General features: G+C 60.4%; 16 protein-coding genes. 10 read left to right on the forward strand and 6 right to left on the reverse strand.

Going from position 1 to position 18,160, the window contains the following annotated elements; genetic code table 11:
* Positions 1–2 precede the first annotated feature (2 nt).
* Positions 3–1,031, forward strand: a complete 1,029-nt coding sequence (locus KGB23_RS28325) for a bile acid:sodium symporter family protein (RefSeq protein ID WP_223433440.1) — start codon at positions 3–5, stop codon at positions 1,029–1,031.
* Here KGB23_RS28325 and KGB23_RS28330 read toward each other — a convergent pair.
* Positions 1,018–2,295, reverse strand: coding sequence for an acetyl-CoA C-acetyltransferase (locus tag KGB23_RS28330; protein WP_223433441.1), 1,278 nt, complete (start codon positions 2,293–2,295; stop codon positions 1,018–1,020). The two genes, KGB23_RS28325 and KGB23_RS28330, sit on opposite strands and share 14 nt — an antisense overlap.
* Positions 2,296–2,463: 168 nt before the next feature.
* On the opposite strand from KGB23_RS28330, the gene KGB23_RS28335 reads away from it, so the two are divergent.
* Entirely contained in the window at positions 2,464–3,816 is a 1,353-nt protein-coding gene (locus KGB23_RS28335; RefSeq protein WP_223433442.1) for a 3-oxoacyl-ACP reductase, read from the forward strand.
* Between the two features lie 2 nt (positions 3,817–3,818).
* On the forward strand, positions 3,819–4,673 hold the full coding sequence (locus KGB23_RS28340; protein WP_223433443.1) for a MaoC family dehydratase: 855 nt from the start codon (positions 3,819–3,821) through the stop codon (positions 4,671–4,673).
* An 86-nt stretch (positions 4,674–4,759) separates the two neighbouring features.
* On the opposite strand, the gene KGB23_RS28345 is transcribed toward KGB23_RS28340, so the two are convergent.
* A complete protein-coding gene (locus KGB23_RS28345) occupies positions 4,760–5,173 on the reverse strand; it encodes a response regulator (protein WP_046044730.1) in 414 nt (137 codons plus the stop codon).
* An 84-nt stretch (positions 5,174–5,257) separates the two neighbouring features.
* Positions 5,258–5,455, reverse strand: coding sequence for a Flp family type IVb pilin (locus tag KGB23_RS28350; protein WP_223433444.1), 198 nt, complete (start codon positions 5,453–5,455; stop codon positions 5,258–5,260).
* Positions 5,456–5,779: 324 nt separating this feature from the next.
* Here KGB23_RS28350 and cpaB point away from each other — a divergent pair, with 324 nt between their 5' ends.
* The 5 genes from cpaB (at position 5,780) to KGB23_RS28375 (ending at position 11,112) form a co-directional block, all read left to right on the forward strand.
* Positions 5,780–6,727, forward strand: a complete 948-nt coding sequence (gene cpaB / locus KGB23_RS28355; protein WP_223433445.1) for a Flp pilus assembly protein CpaB — start codon at positions 5,780–5,782, stop codon at positions 6,725–6,727.
* 129 nt (positions 6,728–6,856) lie between these two features.
* A complete protein-coding gene (locus KGB23_RS28360) occupies positions 6,857–8,053 on the forward strand; it encodes a CpaE family protein (RefSeq protein WP_223433446.1) in 1,197 nt (398 codons plus the stop codon).
* Positions 8,050–9,330, forward strand: coding sequence for a CpaF family protein (locus KGB23_RS28365; RefSeq protein WP_223433447.1), 1,281 nt, complete (start codon positions 8,050–8,052; stop codon positions 9,328–9,330). Before KGB23_RS28360 ends, KGB23_RS28365 begins: the two co-directional genes overlap by 4 nt.
* A gap of 10 nt (positions 9,331–9,340) precedes the next feature.
* Complete coding sequence (locus tag KGB23_RS28370; protein ID WP_223433448.1) at positions 9,341–10,225, forward strand: type II secretion system F family protein; 885 nt, start codon at positions 9,341–9,343, stop codon at positions 10,223–10,225.
* Complete coding sequence (locus KGB23_RS28375; protein ID WP_223433449.1) at positions 10,222–11,112, forward strand: type II secretion system F family protein; 891 nt, start codon at positions 10,222–10,224, stop codon at positions 11,110–11,112. The genes KGB23_RS28370 and KGB23_RS28375 overlap by 4 nt, the downstream gene beginning before the upstream one ends.
* Positions 11,113–11,407: 295 nt before the next feature.
* Here the strand turns inward: KGB23_RS28375 and KGB23_RS28380 are convergent, their stop codons facing one another.
* Positions 11,408–12,190 (reverse strand): response regulator, encoded by a 783-nt coding sequence (locus KGB23_RS28380; protein ID WP_223433450.1) that lies wholly within the window; start codon positions 12,188–12,190, stop codon positions 11,408–11,410.
* A gap of 112 nt (positions 12,191–12,302) precedes the next feature.
* The gene (locus tag KGB23_RS28385) at positions 12,303–12,773 is read right to left on the reverse strand and encodes a prepilin peptidase (RefSeq protein ID WP_223433451.1); all 471 of its coding nucleotides are present in this window, start codon (positions 12,771–12,773) and stop codon (positions 12,303–12,305) included.
* A gap of 75 nt (positions 12,774–12,848) precedes the next feature.
* On the opposite strand from KGB23_RS28385, the gene KGB23_RS28390 reads away from it, so the two are divergent.
* Both KGB23_RS28390 and KGB23_RS28395 read left to right on the forward strand, forming a co-directional pair.
* Entirely contained in the window at positions 12,849–13,289 is a 441-nt protein-coding gene (locus KGB23_RS28390; RefSeq protein ID WP_223433452.1) for a TadE/TadG family type IV pilus assembly protein, read from the forward strand.
* Positions 13,286–16,039 carry a PAS domain-containing sensor histidine kinase gene (locus tag KGB23_RS28395; RefSeq protein WP_223433453.1) on the forward strand — a complete coding sequence of 918 codons (2,754 nt, stop codon included), beginning with the start codon at positions 13,286–13,288 and terminating at the stop codon, positions 16,037–16,039. The genes KGB23_RS28390 and KGB23_RS28395 overlap by 4 nt, the downstream gene beginning before the upstream one ends.
* On the opposite strand, the gene KGB23_RS28400 is transcribed toward KGB23_RS28395, so the two are convergent.
* A complete protein-coding gene (locus KGB23_RS28400) occupies positions 16,009–17,991 on the reverse strand; it encodes a pilus assembly protein TadG-related protein (protein ID WP_223433454.1) in 1,983 nt (660 codons plus the stop codon). The genes KGB23_RS28395 and KGB23_RS28400 overlap by 31 nt on opposite strands.
* Positions 17,992–18,160: the final 169 nt, after the last annotated feature.

Here is an 18,160-nt window from a genome sequence, read left to right on the forward strand (position 1 = left end):
TTATGCATGCCTTCAAACACCTCAAACGCGTGGTCACCGACTGGTTCTTGTGCGGCATGTTGATCGCCACGCTGCTGGCGTATTTCTTCCCGACCTTTGGTGCCAGCGGTGGCGGGATGCACGCTGAATACGTGATCAACATCGGCGTGTTTCTGGTGTTCTTCCTGCACGGGGTCAACCTGTCCAGCGAGCAGATCACTCACGGTCTGAAAAACTGGAAGCTGCACGTGATGGTTCAGGGTTTCACCTTCGCGGTGTTTCCGCTGATCTGGCTGCTGAGCGACACGCTGTTGGGTTCGCACATTCCATCGCTGCTGATGCTGGGTTTCCTGTACCTCTGTGCCCTGCCCTCGACCATCTCCTCGTCCGTGGCCCTGACCGGCAGCGCGGGCGGCAACGTACCGGCGGCGATTCTCAACGCGAGCCTGTCCAGCGTGCTGGGGATTTTCCTGACGCCGTTGCTGGTGAGTTTCGTGGTCGGCAGCGGCGCGGGCGGCATCGACTTGGGCGCCACCCTGCTCGACCTCTGCGCCATGTTGCTGTTGCCACTGGTGCTCGGCCAATGGGTTCGGCCGTTCCTCGGCAAGTTCTTTGCCCGCCACAAGCGCTACACCAACATCGCCGACAAGTTGGTGATCCTGTTGCTGGTCTACGCGGCGTTCTGCAATTCGATGGTCTCGGGGATGTGGCAAAAGCAGGGCAACAGCGTAATCCTCACGGCATTGATCGGCAGTGCGATCCTGCTGGCGATCATCCTGTGGATGACCACCCGCACCGCTCGCGCGTTGAAATTCAGCCCGGCCGATGAAATCGCCGCAGTATTTTGCGCCAGCAAGAAATCCCTGGCCGCCGGTGCGCCAATGGCGGCGCTGATCTTCGGCGCCAACCCGGGGCTTGGGCTGATCCTGTTGCCGATCATGATCTACCACCCGTTGCAGCTGATCGTCTGCTCGGTCATGGCCGAGCGTTACGCCAACCGCAACCGGCAGCTGGCTCAACAGCAAAGCGCACCAGCCCTCAGCGCTCGATAATCGCTGTCACACCCTGGCCACCGGCGGCGCAGATCGAGATCAACCCTCGGCCCTTGCCCGCCGCATCCAGCAACTTCGCCAGGCTCGCGACGATGCGTGCGCCAGTCGCGGCAAACGGATGCCCCACCGCCAGTGAACTGCCTTTGACGTTGAGACGGCTGCGGTCGATGGAGCCCAGTGGCGCATCGAGACCGAGGCGGGTTTTGCAATATTCCGGATCCTCCCAGGCCTTCAGCGTGCAGAGCACCTGCGCGGCGAAGGCTTCGTGGATTTCGTAGTAATCGAAGTCCTGCAAGGTCAGGCCGTTGCGCGCCAGCAAACGCGGCACCGCATACACCGGCGCCATCAACAATCCTTCCGCACCGTTGACGAAATCCACCGCCGCCGTCTCGCCGTCACGCCAATAGGCGAGGATCGGCAGGCCGCGCTCTTTCGCCCATTCCTCACTGCCCAGCAGCACCACTGACGCACCATCGGTGAGTGGCGTGGAATTGCCCGCGGTCAGGGTGCCCTTGGCGCTTTTCTCGAAGGCCGGTTTCAGTGAGGCCAGTTTTTCCAGGGTCAGATCCGGGCGCAGGTTGTTGTCCCGGGTCAGGCCGAGGAACGGTGTCATCAAATCGTTGTGCCAGCCTTCGGCGTAGGACGCGGCCAGTTTCTGATGACTTTCCTGGGTCAGCTGATCCTGTTCGTCACGCGGGATGCTCCAGGTCTGGGCCATCAATTCACAGTGTTCGCCCATCGACCGACCGGTGCGAGGCTCGCCGATGCTTGGAAAGTAAGGCACCAAATGGCGGGGGCGCAGTTGCAGGAAGGTTTTCAGTTTGTCGGCGGTGCTTCGGGCCCGGTTGGCCTGCAGGAGGATCTTGCGCAGGCCTTCGTTAACACCGATCGGCACGTCCGAGGCTGTGTCGACGCCACCGGCAATGCCACATTCGATCTGACCCAGGGCGATTTTGTTCGCCACCAACAATGTTGCCTCCAGCCCCGTGCCGCAGGCTTGCTGGATGTCGTAGGCCGGCGTCATCGGTGACAACCGCGAGCCCAGCACGCACTCGCGGGTCAGGCCGTAATCGCGCAAATACTTGACCAGCGCACCCGCTGCCACTTCGCCCATGCGTACACCGTGAAGGTTATAGCGCTCGATCAGGCCTTCCAGCGCTGCGGTGAACATCGCCTGGTTACTGGCAGTGGCGTACGGCCCGTTGGACCGGGCGAAGGGGATACGGTTACCACCAATAATCGCAACGCGGCGCAGTTGAGTCATGAAAAGCTCCTGATGAATTATTCAAATTGAGAACCACCCCCCTTGTAGGAGCCGCCCGGACCAAGCTCAGCTCCTACAATGTTCTAGCGTAGGCCTTATCTCGTGGATCGAACGACTGATTGCCATTCATGGTCCACACTTTGAAACCCAGCTGCTGGAGCGCGTTCCATGTCTGACCGTTATATCGACTTCGCCAATTCGTCCATCGGCCATCGTTTGGTCGGGGCCCTGGGTCTGCCGTCGCCGGTTCGACTGGAGCGCTGGCAAGCCGGCCGGCTGCGGCCTGTCGAGGGGGCGCTGTTGTTAGGCGGTGGCCCGTTGACGGAGAAAATCGGCACCTTCGCCAACCGCCTGACCGACGCGATTTACAGCTACGGCGCCGAGCCTTCGCTGGCCACCGCGTGGATTCCCGGCCACGGCCCCAAACTCAAAGCCGTGGTGTTCGACGCCAGCGGCCTGGTGCAGACCGATCAACTCAAACAGCTGCGCGAGTTCTTCCAGCCGCTGATAAAAAACCTCGACCACAGCGCGCACCTGGTGATTCTGGGTCGCGCGCCGGAGACCTTGAGCGATCCGTTCGCCGCCAGCGCCCAGCGGGCATTGGAAGGTTTCAGCCGTTCGCTGGCCAAGGAACTGCGCAGCGGCGGCACCTTGCAGCTGATTTATGTCGGCGAAGGGGCGGAGGATCAACTGGAAGGCCCGCTGAGGTTTTTCCTCTCGCCCAAAAGTGCATTCGTTTCCGGGCAAGTGATTCGCTTGAACGCCTGCGACGCGCAGGTGACGGACTGGACTCGCCCATTGTCCGGCCGCAAGGCGCTGGTCACGGGTGCTGCTCGCGGCATCGGTGCCTCCATCGCCGAAACCCTGGCCCGTGACGGGGCCGACGTGATCCTGCTCGACGTAGCACCGGCCAAGACTGATCTCGACGCCCTCGCCGCACGCCTCGGCGGGCGCAGCATCACCCTGGATATTTGCGCCGAAGACGCCGCCGCGCAGTTGATCGAGCAACTGCCCGACGGCATCGACATCGTGGTCCACAACGCTGGCATCACTCGGGATAAAACCCTGGCCAACATGACCCCGGAATTCTGGGACGCGGTGTTGGCGGTCAACCTCAATGCGCCGCAAGTGCTGACCAAGGCACTGCTCGACAGCGGCACCCTGCACGACAACGGCCGGGTGATCCTGCTGGCGTCGATCAGCGGCATCGCCGGCAATCGCGGGCAAACCAATTACGCAGCGAGCAAGGCCGGGCTGATCGGTCTGGCCCAAGCCTGGGCGCCGTTGCTGAATGAGCGCGGCATCAGCATCAATGCGGTAGCACCCGGTTTCATCGAAACCCAGATGACCGCGCACCTGCCGTTCGGCGTGCGTGAGGCCGGGCGACGCATGAGTTCGCTGGGCCAGGGCGGCCTGCCGCAAGACGTCGCGGAGGCGGTGGCGTGGCTGGCTCAACCGGGCACCGGCGCATTCACCGGCCAAGCGTTACGGGTGTGCGGACAAAGTGTTTTGGGGGCTTAGGCATGATCATCGATTGGCACATACTCAACTGCGAACCAAGCCTGTCGGGACTGTACGTGCGGGCCGCGACGCGACGCAAAATCACCGGCACCACCCTGCCCGATTCGGGTTTGCGCTGCTGGATCAATGTCGATCCCAAGCGCCTGGCGGACTATCGCAAGGTCTGCGGTTTTGCCGAAAACGGTTTGTTGCCGCCAACCTATCCACACATCCTCGCGTTCGCCTTGCAGATGCAATTGCTGACGGCCAAGGAGTTTCCATTTCCGCTGCTGGGGTTGATTCACCTGAGCAACCGCATTCGCATCTTTCGCCCAATGGGCGGCGTGAATCGTGTTCGGGTCAGCGTTCAGGTGCAAAACCTTCAGCCCCATGAAAAAGGCGCGACGTTCGACCTGGTGACCACGCTCGACGATCAACTAGGGGCGTTGTGGGAAGCTGAAAGCCAAATGTTGTGCCGAGGGGTCAAACTCGAAGGCGAGCCCGTAGAAGAAGTATTGGCATCGTCGCTGGAGATGTTGGAGGTGGCCCGCTGGAAAGCGCCGTCGGACATTGGGCGGCAGTACGCCAAAGTGTCCGGCGACTACAACCCGATTCACCTGAGTGCTGTCAGCGCCAAACTCTTTGGTTTCCCTACGGCCATCGCCCATGGGTTGTGGAACAAGGCGCGTACGCTGGCGGCGTTAAGTGAGCATCTGCCGGCGGCGAATGTCGAGATTGCGGTGCAATTTCGCAAACCGGTGCGGTTGCCCAGTGAAGTGACATTACTGGCCAGCGCGGCGGGGTCGAGCGGGGATTTGCTGTTGGTGGGTGCGGGGGATCTTGAGCATATGGCTGGGCATTGGCGGCCGGTTGCCTGACCCGATCGTTCCTGAGCTCTGCGTTCGGCTCTTGGGACGCAGAGCGTCCCTGGCTGCATTCCCACGCAGAGCGTGGTAACGATCAATCACGGACTCACTAAATCCATGCGAGGCTGCGGAAACAAATTATTCAAAGTTTCCAACAACCGCACGTGATAAATCGGCTTGCGAAACAGGTCGAGTACCTGTAACCGCAACATGTCACTGACATCCTCCATGTCCGCATGCCCCGACGTCACAATCACCGGCAAATGCTGGCGGGACGTATGTTCACGCAACCGCTTGATCAACGACATGCCACTCTCCTCCGGCATCCGCAAATCAGTAATCACCAACGCAATATCAGGGTGGCGCGTCAGATGATTCAGCGCGAGCTTGACCGAGGTGGCGGTAAAGCAATTGAAGCCCTCACCCTCCAGCAACTCCGCCAACTCCAGCAATGCATCCTCCTCATCATCGACCAGAAGAAGCTGTTGGCGTGGAAGTGAGGGAGCGTTCATGGGCAACACCTGCAATGGACTAAGCGTTGACGTTAGAAGCCCTTTGCGGGATTGGCAAGTAGCTGACCATTGACAGCAGGCAGGTCAAAGCGCGTTTTGGATAGTGGTAAACATGATGGTGACAGCGTTGGAGATCGGCGTCACAAACGCCGCTAGAGCGACTGCCACCATGCCCGCAATAATGGCGTATTCGATACCCGAAGCCCCCTCGGTATCTTTGGCCAGGCCCTTGTAAAAAGCGATTTCGGATTTGATCTTCTGAGCAATCTTGGTAAAGGACATGGCAGCTCTCCTGAAAGACGGCGGGTGTTGCACGGTCGCAACATGATTCCCCTTTGCCAGCATCAGCATTGTCGGCATTCCCCATACCCACAACTGTAAGAACGAATTATCACTAAAGTATTAGTTGCTTCGTTGACGTCAAAAAAGTCACGTTTACGCCCTGACTGCTTACTTTCGTCAGTTATTTTCAGGCCCGTAATGGCTTTTTGCTCTAGCTGAGCTACCGTCAAATAGCGAAATAGTTCCATGTTCATAGCTGCCTGATTGCGAAGTTTTCTCGTTGGGTGCGACGAGGTCTCAAGCAGCAGGAAAGGGAGAGCCGTCATGAACAGTCGTATCACTCTGGGCCTGGCCGGCTTGTTTCTGGTGGGCGCCATTATTGCCGGTTACTGGGGCCTCACGCTGAGCCGTCAACCCGCTCCCGAGCCTGTCGTGCAACCCGGGATTGTTACGCCTGCCCCCATCGCCCAGACACCTGCCCCCGTGGACGACCCCACCCGCCAACCGGTGGTGGTGCTGCTGCATGATGTGCCACCGCTCATGCCTATCAGCGCCGCCGACGTGACCCTGGAAAAACTCCGTACCGTCCCCGCCGGCAGCCTGAGCCGCCTCGATCAAGCCATTGGCCGAACACCCTGGCGCGCCCTCAGTGCCGGCACCTGGCTCAATGAAGAAAGTTTCGAAGCCGGTGGCAGACTGGCGCGGATGATTCGTCCCGATGAACGCGCCCTCGCCGTCGCGGTGGATGAAGTGATCAATGCCGGCGGGCAACTGATACCGGGGGACTACGTCGATGTGCTGCTGTTTCTGCGCATGGACAGCAACAACCTTCAGCCGTCGGCGCAACTGGTGGTGCCGGCCTTGCGGGTACTCGGGGTGGGCGAACAGATGGGGTTGACCAACGACGGTCAACCCGCAAGCCCGGCCCGCAGTAACGAAGAAAAACTCAGGCAGGAACAATTGCGCGCCAGCGCCCGCAGCGTCTTGCTTGCCGTCCCCGAACAACTATTGAGCCGCCTGATGTTGGCGGCCCAGGCTGGCGTGCTGCGCCTGGCCGTACGCAGCGCCGATGAAAAACGTCTGGCTCGTTACTGGGCTGGCGAAAGCGATTCATCGGCCAACCTTGCCAGTGCCAACCGCGAGTTGATCCAGTTCAGCCAACTGGCCATGACACCCCCACCCAAACCTGTCGTCACCCACAGCAGCACAGCACCGCGCAAGCCGAGCGTGGAAGTCATCCGCGGCAACGAAATCACCCAACAAACCCCCTGAATCGAGCAAGGACGCCTCTAAATGTGCAGTCGTTCCATGCCCCTGTTTCAAGCGCAACTATGACCCGAACTGGTATCACCTGTACTTCGTCGAGAACTGCAACTTCGATAAACGCAGCGGATTATCGCAATGAGCCAGAGCCAGAACCTGAGCCAGACCTTCCTCGCGATCACGCGCAACAGCACCGACCTTGAGTGGCTGCAAGGCGCCCTCGCCCCGTTGGGCCAAGTGGTCAGCGCCGGCGGTGGCAGCCTCGACGAATTGCTGGCGCTGGTGGACGTGACCTTCGCCAGTCTGGTGTTCATCGGCCTGGACCGCGAACACGTGGTGGCCCAAAGCGCACTGATCGAAGGTGCCCTGGAAGCCAAACCGATGCTGGCGATCGTCGCGCTGGGCGATGGCATGGACAATCAACTCGTGCTCAATGCCATGCGCGCCGGTGCACGGGATTTCGTGGCCTATGGTTCGCGCTCCAGCGAAGTCGCGGGGTTGGTGCGACGGCTGAGCAAACGCCTGCCACCCGTGGCCCCGAACACCCAACTGGGTAGCCTGACGGTGCTCTACGGTGTGCAGATCAATGCCGACGGCGCGCTGCTCGCCACGCACATGGCGCAAGTGGTGCAGAAGAGCGGGCAGCAAACGTTGTTACTGGATCTTGGCCTGCCACGCGGTGACAGCCTGGCCTTGCTCGGGCTGGAGAGTTCGTTCCACTTCGGCGATGCACTCCGGCACTTGCGGCGCCTCGACGCGACGCTGATCGACAGCGCGTTCACCACCTGCGCCGCCGGGTTGCGGATCCTCGCCTACGCCCACCACGATGAGCCGCTGGAACACACCAGCACCGCCGAGTTGTACATGCTGCTCAGCGCCCTGCGCCAACACTTCCAGCACATCGTGGTGAACCTGACTGGCCAGCCGGACAGCGAAGCGCTACGCACCTTCGTCACCCATTGCGACAAGTTGCTGTGGTACACCGATCAGAACGTACTCGACTGCCGCCGTAACCTGGCGGTACTCAACCTGTGGCGTGAAAAAGGCATGAAGCTCGATCACGCCAGACTGCTGGTGGATCGCTACCTGCGCAACGTCGCACCGGACTCCGACACCCTGAGCAAAAGCTTCGGCATGGAGATTATCGCGACCCTCGCCTACAGCCCGGAAGTTCGACTTAACGCCAAGAACCAAGGTGTGACGCTATTTGAACTGGCCCCCCGCGAAGGCCTGACTCAAAGCCTGCGCGCCCTCGGCGATCGGTTGGCCAAGCGTTCCGAGGGCCTGGCCAAGCCCAAGTCTGGCTGGTTCAATCGGTTGAGGGGTGCGCAATGAGCGGTGAAAAACTCTTCGGTGCCCCTGTGCGCACCACCACTGGCAACACTGACCACGAAGGTCTGAAACTGGTGCTGCACCGCTACATCATCGACGCCATCGAGGAGTCCGGCAAAAACCTGCTGGAGGGTTCGCGGCAGGTACTCTCGCAGTTCGTCATCGACAAGGTTGCCGAGTACATCGCCCGGCTGCATCTGGCGATTTCCCGCTATGAAATGGAGCGTCTAGCCGAAGAAATCGTCGACGAACTCACCGGTTTCGGCCCCTTGGAAGTACTGCTGCGAGACCCGGCGGTGACGGAGATCCTGGTCAACGGCCCGCACCGGGTGTTCATTGAACGCGACGGCATACTGCATCAAAGCGACCTGCGTTTCATCGATGCGCATCACGTCGAACGGGTCATGCAACGGATCCTCGCGCCCCTCGGTCGACGGCTCGATGAGTCGTCGCCAATGGTCGACGCACGACTGCCCGACGGTAGCCGGGTCAACGCGATCATTCCCCCGATTGCGCTCGATGGTCCCTGCCTGTCGATACGTAAATTTCGCAAGGACATGCTCAAAAGCTCGGACCTGATGGCGATGCAAACCATCGATCAGGCGATTTACGACTTTATTCAGGAGGCCGTGAGCAAGCGCTGCAACATCCTGATCAGCGGCGGTACCGGCACTGGCAAGACCACGCTGCTGAACATTCTCAGCCAGTTGATCAACCCTCACGAACGACTCGTCACCATCGAAGACGTCGCCGAACTGCACCTGGGCCACCCTCACGTGGTGCGCCTGGAAACCCGGCCGCCGAATGCCGAAGGCCACGGAGAAGTGAAAGCCAGTGACCTGATTCGCAACGCCCTGCGGATGCGCCCGGACCGAATCATCCTCGGCGAGATTCGTGGCGTCGAAGTGCTGGACGTACTCACCGCAATGAACACGGGCCACGACGGTTCGATGAGCACCGTGCACGCCAACAACGCCCAGGATGCGCTGTTGCGCCTGGAGACACTGGTGGGCCTGACGGGCCGCACCATCGCCGAACGGACCTTGCGGCAAATGATCTGCGCCGCACTGGACGTAGTGATCCAGCTGACGCGCATGCCCGACGGCCGCCGCTGCGTCAGCGAAGTGGTGGAGGTGATCGGCTTGCGTGATGACGTGTATGTCACCAACACGTTGTTCCGGCTCGACCGGCACAGCGGCTTCGGATTCATGCGTGAGGCGGTCAACCCCGCTGGCGATAAACTGCGCCGTGAGTTGGCGCTCTCTCCCTCTGCATACTGAAGGCCACGGCATGCTCAAACCGGTGCTGCTCATCCTCGTTTGCCTGGTCTTGCTCGGACTGTCGATCCGCCTGTTTTATCGCGGTTTGCGCCAGACCGGCACCGAGCGGGTACTGGGGCGCCTGACCCAGGGGCAACTGCAGCCGGTGCCGACGAAAACCTCCTGGGCGGGTCTGGATCGGGCATTTCTGCGGGCCGGCCTTGGGCGTCCCTCCAAGCGTCTGGGGGGGTGGCTGCTGCTCTGGGCCCTTGGCATCTTGCTCGGATTTGCTAGCGGTGGCTGGGCCGGCTTGCTGGTTCTGTTACTGCTGCCGCCGCTGATTCTGCGCCTGTATGTCAATTGGCGTTATCAGCGCCGACTCCAGCGCATGATCGAACAACTGCCACAAATGCTCGATCACACCGTGCGCAGTCTGAAGTCCGGGCGCACCCTGGCCGATGCGGTGCTGGGCGCCATCGACACCGCTGAAGACCCGCTGAAAAACGCCATGGGGCGGGTTCAGCGCAACGTGCAGTTGGGGGTCAGCTTGCCGGATGCCGCGGCTGACCTCGCCGAGCTGTATGAGAAAGACGAACTTCGCCTGTTTGCCCTCGGCTTGAAGGTCAATCACCGCTATGGCGGCAATGCCAGCGAATTGCTGGAAAACCTGATCAAGATGATCCGGGAGCGCGAGCAGGCTGCGCGCCAGCTCAGGGCCATGACCGGTGAAACCCGGGTGACCGCGTGGGTCCTGGGCTGTTTGCCGATTGGCCTGGCCGGCTATTTCCTCGCGACCAACCCTCATTACTTGCTCGCCATGTGGCACGACGGCTCGGGGCAAATCATGCTCGCGTCCGCGTTCGGCTTACAGGTGGTCGGCAGCCTGGCGCTCTGGCATATGTTGCGCAGCGTATGAAAGTGCCTTTGCTGATCTGCGCATTACTGTTTCTGGGGGCAGCCTTGTTGCTGCTCAGCGGTTTGCTGGAACACCGTCGGAGGGTTCGCCAGGTGGCGCAACGACTCGACGGCAAACTGGCGAGCGACAACCGGGTAAATCAGTGGCTTGAGCTGCTGGGCAGTAGCCGGATCGGTCAGCGCTCGGTCAACCTGGATAACGAAACCCAGGCATTGCTTAACCGTCTCGGCTGGCGCAGCGCCCGGCGACGTTCACTGTTCGCGGCGTTCCAGGTAGGCGCTCCGGTGCTGGCGCTGGCCCTGACCTTGCTGATCCAGGGCGTATTCTTCCCTCACACAAACAATCACTGGATGGCCCCGGTGTTCGCCACCTGCGCCGGCTATCTATTGCCCAAACGGTTGCTGGCCGCTGCCGCGCAGCGTCGGCAAAAACAACTGGCGATCGAGATATCCACCTTCATTCCGCTGCTGCGCATCCTGTTCGAATCGGGCATGGCGGTGGAGCAGTCGTTGCGAGTATTGAGCAATGAAGGCAAACAATTATTGCCGGCCCTGACCCATGAATTGCGTCTGGTATTGGCCCGGGTCGATTCCGGCCTGGAACTGGGCGAAGAACTGCACAAAGCCACCCAATTGCTGGCCGTCGACGAGTTCACCGACACCTGCGTCATCCTTGAGCAGTTGATCCATCAGGGGGGCGGTGCGATGAAATCCCTGCTGACCCTCAAGCAATTGCTCGATGACCGGCGCCTGACGCGCCTGCAGGAATACATCTCCAAGCTGTCCGCCAAAATGTCCGTCGTGATGATGCTGTTTCTCTTCCCGGCGTTATTGATCGTACTGGCCGGCCCGGGCTTCACCGCCCTGTCCCATGCCTTTGGTTCTTAGAGGGATCGAGCGGGCAAGTGGACGGTGGGACAGGGGGGGGTAGTCTAGATCCGGGCAACTCCAACCGCGACACTCTTTGTAGCAGCTGCCGAGCCCGCGAGGCTGCGTTCGGCTGCGAAGCAGTCGTGAGTCCGGCTGACGCGGTATGCCTGACGTACCGCAATGACTGATTTTACGACTGCTACGCAGCCGAACGCAGCCTCGTGGGCTCGGCAGCTGCTACAGATTGCGTTACGGCTTAACTGACTGAGTCGTGGTCGTTTCCGCAGGAATGGATAGATACATCAACAAAAACCTAATGCGCAGTCACCCCCTGACGCAATCCAGAATGACCGGGTAACAAAGCCAGCGCCAATTGCGTCCGATTATGCATATGCGTCAACCGCAAAACCTGCGACACATACAGCTTCACCGTGTTCTCGGTAATCCCTAACTCACAGGCAATCTGATAATTCGTCTGCCCCTTCCCCACCAACCGCGCCACCTCCAACTGCCTTGGCGATAGCTGACTGAAAATCGCCGGAATCTCAACCCGGCCCACAGCACTGACATCGTCATCAGGGGAAACCGATAACCGCGGCCCACGCCGAACCTTATCCAGATCCTGATACAGATCATCGATCGACTCGGCAAGATACTGCAGCTTCTGATCCAGATGCCCTAGCTGCAGACTCTTCTGCCGTTCCTGCAAAACCACTGCCTGACGCGCAATCCCGTCGAGCAACTCACCCAGATTAATCGGCTTCTGGTAGTAATCGGCAAACCCGGCCCGCAAAGCCTTGATCACATCCTGCTTGTCCGCACGCTCAGTGAGCATGATCGCTTCAAACACACGGTGCTTGCCGGATAACCGTTGCAGCTCCTGAACCAGTTGAATCCCGTCCAGACCGGGCATGTGCAAATCGCAAAGCACCAGGCCGATCGCTTCGTCTTCATTGAAACGCTCGACGGCCTGTTGGCCAGTCTCGCAAGAAACGCACCGGTAACCGCTGCCTTCAAGAAACTCACAGAGCGCCGCGGCAATCAACGGCTGGTTGTCGACCACAAGGATTTTTACTGCCGAAGAAAGCTTGTTCACATGCGACTCCCTGCAAGGTCAACGTTGACCGTTCCTCTACTGACAGCCACAGGCTGTACAACTTCTGATTGAAAGTAGACGTACTTTCCGACTCTGTACATAGAACGGGCGACTAGTGAAACCAGGCGAGTGTGAGCAACAGGCCCACCAATACGAAGGGTGCAAAGGGCTGTTTCTTTGACATTCCAGGCCCCAGATATCGAAGATGATTTCTAAGCCCTTGGCCCATATGAAGCCAGACTCTTGGCGCCAGCAGCAGCCACAGCACACTGGCCAATCCGGCACCGATGAACACGCCGAGCAGGTGCATGCCGTCTGTCGCCAGACCCAGGCCGGTCATTAGCTTCACATCGCCTGCGCCCAAGCGTCTCAGCGCATAACCAGGCAAGGTAAAGGCCAGCGCCAGCAAAAAAGCCCAGCCGCCCTGCACCGCCTCGGCCCCCAGCCAGGTAGTGCCCGTCCACAGGAGATACGCCAACGCCAACACCGCTGCGCCAAGGGTCAGGCCATTGGCGATGTGTCGTTCTCGAGCATCCTGTGCTGCGCATAGCGCCAGCCAGATCAGTAATACAAAGCTCTGCATCCGGTAAAAAACGTCCGTTTTGGCTGAATGATTCTATGCTGATATCACGTTGTGAATATCAGGGTAGACGCAGTCATGAAAATAGGCCTCCCCCGTAAGCAAAAAGGCGCTGTAGCGATTGAATTCGCTTTGGTGTTTCTCATCTTTTTCGCCGTGTTCTATGGAATCGTCGCTTACAGCTTGCCGCTGTTGCTGATGCAATCGTTCACCCAGTCGACCGCCGAAGCGGTGCGCCGAAGCGTGGCGCTGGATCCGAGTACCCCCGGATACGACACCGCGGTAAAAGCCATTGCCACGACAGAACTGAGCCGACAGCTGGACTGGATTCCTGCCGCACTGAATTTCAATGTCGCCACCGACGCCAGCGCCACCTACGTGGGTGGGGTGTTGAAGGTCAGCATCAACTACCCCACCAGCAAACTGCAGCAGGTCATCCCGTTTCTGACCTTGCCGGGAATTGGCCAAGTGCCCAATCTGCCGGCAAACCTCAGCGCCAGTTCGAGCCTGCAATTTTGAGTTCCGCAGACAAACTCTTTGGGCGCCTGCTCAACCGCCATCCGCCTCAGCCACTGGACACGCCAGACACCCTGAGCGTGCAAAGTGTCGGTTTGCAGGTGCATCTGGATGCCGAAGGTCGAGTGATTCACCTGACCGGCCCGCTGCGGCATGCGCTGGCCCAGCAGACACCCGCGGCGCAAGCACCGCACCTGCTCGATTTCCTCATGCCCCACAGCTGCCTCGCCGTTGAAGGCTCGCCCGTCGACTGGCAGGGACAGAGTCTGGACCTGGACTTTTACAGCCTCAACGGACAACCTCTGCACTTGCGTGGCTGGGTCCAGCCATTGGCCGATGCCTGGCTGTTGCAGTTGCTGGACATCGGCGACTTATTGCTCGAACGCCGGCAATCACGCAGCCGTGAGCAATGCCAATTACTCGCCGCGCAGATCGGCGAACAGTTGCGCCGGTGCAACCTGACGCGCCTGCCCGAGGTGTTGTCAGAACAACTGCAAGGCCTGGCCCAGCGTTTCCACATGCCATGCATTGCGGTGGCGTTACTCGATGAACAGGAAGAAGGCTGGCAGATTCACCAGCATTACACGGCCTTCGATGCGCCCCAGCTGTGGCAAAACGCTCAGCGCCTGGGCACGGGGCTCGACAGCCTGAACGGCTCTGCGCCGCAATGCCTGACGCCCGCTGAACACCCCCGTTTGCAAGGCATCTTCGGTAATGCCGACGGGTTCGCGGTGCCCTATCACGATGCTCAGGGTGTGGTCGCCTGGTTGCTGTGTGGCCTTTATCCGGTGCAGCAACAGGCACCCGACCTGAATGATCGCGACTGGTTGCAACTTACCGGCGCACTGGCGGGCCCGTTGCTTGAGCGCTTGCGCGAGCACCGGCACCAGTTGCAACTGGAACGGCTGGAGTCGCTGCAAGCCTTGCTCGGCACGGGATGGTGGGAGGTGTTCAGCGACAGTCGCGAGGTGCAATTAGCGCCGTCGTTGGCCAGTCACCTGAACCTTGCGATCGATCGTTTGCCGCTGCACGACTGGCTTGATCGGGTGCACCCCGCCGACCGTGAAGAGCTGAGCAGTCGTCTGCAAACCTTGCAAGACGACGGCGTTCCACTGCTGCTGTGCGTGCGTTTGGCGCAAGCGCCGAACTGGTATCGCCTGCAGGGCCAGGTTCTGGGTATTGGTAAAAACCGGCGGTTGGTGGGTTTCATGCTCGACATCAGCGACATCAAAAACCAGGAGCAAAACGCCGCGGCGGCCCATGCCCGACTGGACAACCTGATCGCCAGCTCACCGGCGGTGATCTACGTGCAGCGCTATGTCGAAGGTGCGCTGCAACCGACGTTTTTCAGTGACAGCCTACTGCCGCTGCTCGGCTGGACACTGGCTGATTGCGCGACGGGGACCTTGGTTGAAAGGGTGCACCCGGATGACCGCGATCGGTACTTCGAACGTACCCGACATTTGCTGCGTGAAGGTTCGGTGCGCACCCGCTATCGGCTGCGCGACAGTCGCGGCGAATACCACTGGCTACTCGATGAAGCCAAGCTACTGCGCGACGACCTTGGCTTGCCGGTGGAAGCCGTCGGCCTGTGGCTGGACGTCACCGAAGCAACCCTGGCCGCCGAACAGGTGAAGCAGAGTGAAGAACGTTACCGGATCCTGGTGGAAGACTCTCCGGCGATGATCTGCCGCTACCGCCCGGACCTGACCCTGACCTTCGGCAACCGCCCGCTGGCGACTTACCTGGAGTGCCAGCCCGAGCAACTGCCCGGGGTGAATCTGGGCAGCTGGATGTCGCAGGAGCAGCGCGAAGCGTTTCTCCAGCGGCTCAGCCGACTCAGCCCGGAATTCCCGGTCAGCACCGCAGAAATCAACCTGCAACTGCCGGGACGGGAACATGCCTGGTGGGTGTGGTCGGATCGCGGGGTGTTCGATGAGCACGGCCATTTGCTCGAGATTCAGGCCGTGGGGCGCGACAACACCGAGGTCCGCCGCGCCCAACAACAGCTCACCCAAAGCGCAAAAATGGCCACCCTCGGTGAAATGGCCACAGGGCTGGCCCATGAAATCAATCAGCCGTTGAATGTGATGCGCATGGCCATCGTCAACGTGCTCAAGCGTCTGAGCAACGGCGATGCGCAGATCGACTACCTGACCGACAAGCTCAACCGCATCGATGCGCAGGTCCAGCGCGCCGCGCGGGTGGTGGATCACATGCGGGTATTTGGCCGCCGCTCGGAGATCGAGCAGCATCCGTTTAATCCGGCGCAAGCCATCGAAGGCACGCTGTCGCTGCTGGCCGAAGGGATGCGCGGCAAAGGGGTCGATCTACGGGTCAGCGAGACCGGGTTTGACGTGCAAGTGCGCGGTTACGTCGATCAGCTCGAACAGGTGTTGATCAATCTGATGGTCAACGCTCGGGATGCGTTGCTCGGCAAACGCGAGGCCGATCGCGAGTTCAAACCGTGGATCTCGGTGTACGCCGAACGTGATGAGTATTCGGTGCGGCTGTGGGTCGAGGACAATGGCGGCGGTATCGATCCGCGGTTGCTGGAGCGGATTTTCGAGCCGTTCTTCACCACCAAACCCGCGGGTGTCGGCACCGGGCTGGGATTGTCGGTGAGTTACGGCATCGTCGAGAACATGGGCGGAAAACTGAGCGTTAGAAACTCGGTCGAGGGCGCACGGTTTTGTATCGAACTGCCGATTGCTGCCGACGATCAGATCGCCAGCGTCGCTCGTCCTGAGTGACAACTGAGGTTGGCGCCGACATCGACCTTGTTCAGATCGATCCCCAGGCTGAGCAGCAGTGTGTTGATCAAGGTGTCGAGTAACGGGCTGAGCACGCTGTTGATCGCGTTGACCAGCAATGTTGTGACAGTGCTGAGGATCGCCCCCAGACCACCGACCAGACTGCCCGTCGGGCCGTACATGTTGACCTTGATATTGGTCAGCGTGTCGGTAAGGCTGCTGACGATATTGCTGGTGGAATAGGAATAGTAGAACGGTGGCTGGCTGATCTCCGGCAGGCTGGTGGCCGGCGGTGCTGAATAGACGTGCGGCATGTTGGCGCTCTGTGCCACGGTGGTGTCGGCCATGATATCGATGCCGCCGCCGACGCCTGGAATTCGTGGGTCGCAACTGACGGGAAGGATCAGGAACCGGCGACAGGTTTTCACCCCGATATCGATCACCTTCAACGGCTGTACCACCACGGCGGGCGGCGTAGTGTTGTTGCCGAAAGCCGTGTTCGGATCGATCTTGCCGATTTTCAGCGTCACCAGTGAAGTGCTGGTATTGGTGGTCAGGGATTTGTTGGTGGCGCTGACGCAGCTGTAGGCGGTGACGTAACTGTTGGCGCTCGCGACGTCCAGTGCGACATCGAGCCTTACGGTACTGGAAAGCGGCACGATCGAGGGTGTTTCACAAGCCGCCCCCAGCGCGCAGGTCAGTGAGTCAATGACACCGACCAGATTGAGATGCAGCAAGGCGTTCAAGGTATTGGTCAACGGCCCGGCAAGATCAGCCGCCGCCTCGAGCAAGGGTTGAATCGCACTCAGAATGGGCAAGTCGATCGACAGCAATGTACGCACCTGAGCGGTTTTCACATAGATGCGGTTGGGCCCCAATGGAGCCAGCGCGGCGTTTTTCGGATTGCCGATGGCCGAGAGCTGTGGCGGCTCCAGTATCTGTACCCGAGCGGTGATTTGCGCCAGCCCCGCGAGGTTGATCGGCAAGGTTGCCACCAGGCCGTTTTTCTTGTTGGCCAGTTGCACGACGGCTTCGATCAGGTCGAACACTTTCAGGCTGGTCCCCAGCGCCGTCACGGTGCTGCCAGCCTCGACGTGCAGCACGTTGCCGAGTACGACGGTGGTTGCGCCTGCCGCGACTTTCAGCGCTTGAAGACTTGAAATGGTTGCGGTCGCGCCGAGTGTGCCGCCGGGGTCCAGTACATTGACGGCGGTCTGGATCAGCTGGCTGACGGCAATCGTATTGCCCAATACCTGGTCATACCCGGCAGCGCTGAGGTTAAGGTCGACCTTCAATCGATTGAGGTAATCGAGCAGGCTGATATTGGTGTTCACCAGTCCGTTCCAGCCCGCCGCGTTGATGTTCAGGTTACCCCCGAGCAAACCACCGAACAGCGCGTTGAGCGTGGCCGATTTGCTGGTGTCGACGCTCAGCGTCGTGCTGCGCAGGGTCAACGAAGCCTGCGGTGGCGGTAATGCCGCGACAGCGGTGGCCGTCAGGTTGATGGTCGCTGCGCGTGGAGCGCCACCGAACAGGGCGCCGACACCGCCGGCGACACTCTGCTGGACCACATGGCTGGCGATCACCCGAATGGCTTCGCTCTTGCTCGGGTCGGCACCAAATACTCGAAGGTTATTGGCATCCAGGGTCAAGGCGCCGCAAGCGACCAGCAGAGTGTGATTGGGGTCAGGAAGGGTGAAGCCGTTACGGTTTGCGCTGGCGGTGGCATAGACGGTGGCGGTGTTGCCAGCGGCGCAATCACCCCCGCGGGTGGAAGCTTCAAGTGCGGCCATATCCGCTACGCGCTGCAGGTCACGTTTTTTCAGGTACAAACGACCGCTGTCGACCACGACCAGCAAGAACATCAGGGCCATGCCCAATGTCAGCGCCGCCATCAAACCGATCGCCCCCTGTTGCCGGGACGGGCTGCGAAACTGCAAACGGGGAGACATCGCACACTCCTTTGCCGGTGCACAGCCGAGGGCTACCTCCTTGGGTGAACAGCAGTGTAGACAAGACTTGGCCGGAATGCTGGCAACATGCCAGCCAAGACAACAAAAAACCCTGTAGGAGCACGGCTTGCCGGCGATGGCGATCTCAAGGACGCCATCGCCGGCAAGC

Origin of the sequence: Pseudomonas sp. GL-B-26 (genome assembly GCF_019947405.1) — a bacterium.
GTDB lineage: Bacteria > Pseudomonadota > Gammaproteobacteria > Pseudomonadales > Pseudomonadaceae > Aquipseudomonas.

Excerpts from the sequence above, each read along its gene's own strand:
- KGB23_RS28325 (WP_223433440.1), top strand. The coding sequence starts at position 3 with ATGCATGCCTTCAAACACCTCAAACGCGTGGTCACCGACTGGTTCTTG.
- KGB23_RS28330 (WP_223433441.1), bottom strand. The coding sequence starts at position 2,295 with ATGACTCAACTGCGCCGCGTTGCGATTATTGGTGGTAACCGTATCCCC.
- KGB23_RS28335 (WP_223433442.1), top strand. The coding sequence starts at position 2,464 with ATGTCTGACCGTTATATCGACTTCGCCAATTCGTCCATCGGCCATCGT.
- KGB23_RS28340 (WP_223433443.1), top strand. The coding sequence starts at position 3,819 with ATGATCATCGATTGGCACATACTCAACTGCGAACCAAGCCTGTCGGGA.
- KGB23_RS28345 (WP_046044730.1), bottom strand. The coding sequence starts at position 5,173 with ATGAACGCTCCCTCACTTCCACGCCAACAGCTTCTTCTGGTCGATGAT.
- KGB23_RS28350 (WP_223433444.1), bottom strand. The coding sequence starts at position 5,455 with ATGTCCTTTACCAAGATTGCTCAGAAGATCAAATCCGAAATCGCTTTT.
- cpaB (WP_223433445.1), top strand. The coding sequence starts at position 5,780 with ATGAACAGTCGTATCACTCTGGGCCTGGCCGGCTTGTTTCTGGTGGGC.
- KGB23_RS28360 (WP_223433446.1), top strand. The coding sequence starts at position 6,857 with ATGAGCCAGAGCCAGAACCTGAGCCAGACCTTCCTCGCGATCACGCGC.
- KGB23_RS28365 (WP_223433447.1), top strand. The coding sequence starts at position 8,050 with ATGAGCGGTGAAAAACTCTTCGGTGCCCCTGTGCGCACCACCACTGGC.
- KGB23_RS28370 (WP_223433448.1), top strand. The coding sequence starts at position 9,341 with ATGCTCAAACCGGTGCTGCTCATCCTCGTTTGCCTGGTCTTGCTCGGA.
- KGB23_RS28375 (WP_223433449.1), top strand. The coding sequence starts at position 10,222 with ATGAAAGTGCCTTTGCTGATCTGCGCATTACTGTTTCTGGGGGCAGCC.
- KGB23_RS28385 (WP_223433451.1), bottom strand. The coding sequence starts at position 12,773 with ATGCAGAGCTTTGTATTACTGATCTGGCTGGCGCTATGCGCAGCACAG.
- KGB23_RS28390 (WP_223433452.1), top strand. The coding sequence starts at position 12,849 with ATGAAAATAGGCCTCCCCCGTAAGCAAAAAGGCGCTGTAGCGATTGAA.
- KGB23_RS28400 (WP_223433454.1), bottom strand. The coding sequence starts at position 17,991 with ATGTCTCCCCGTTTGCAGTTTCGCAGCCCGTCCCGGCAACAGGGGGCG.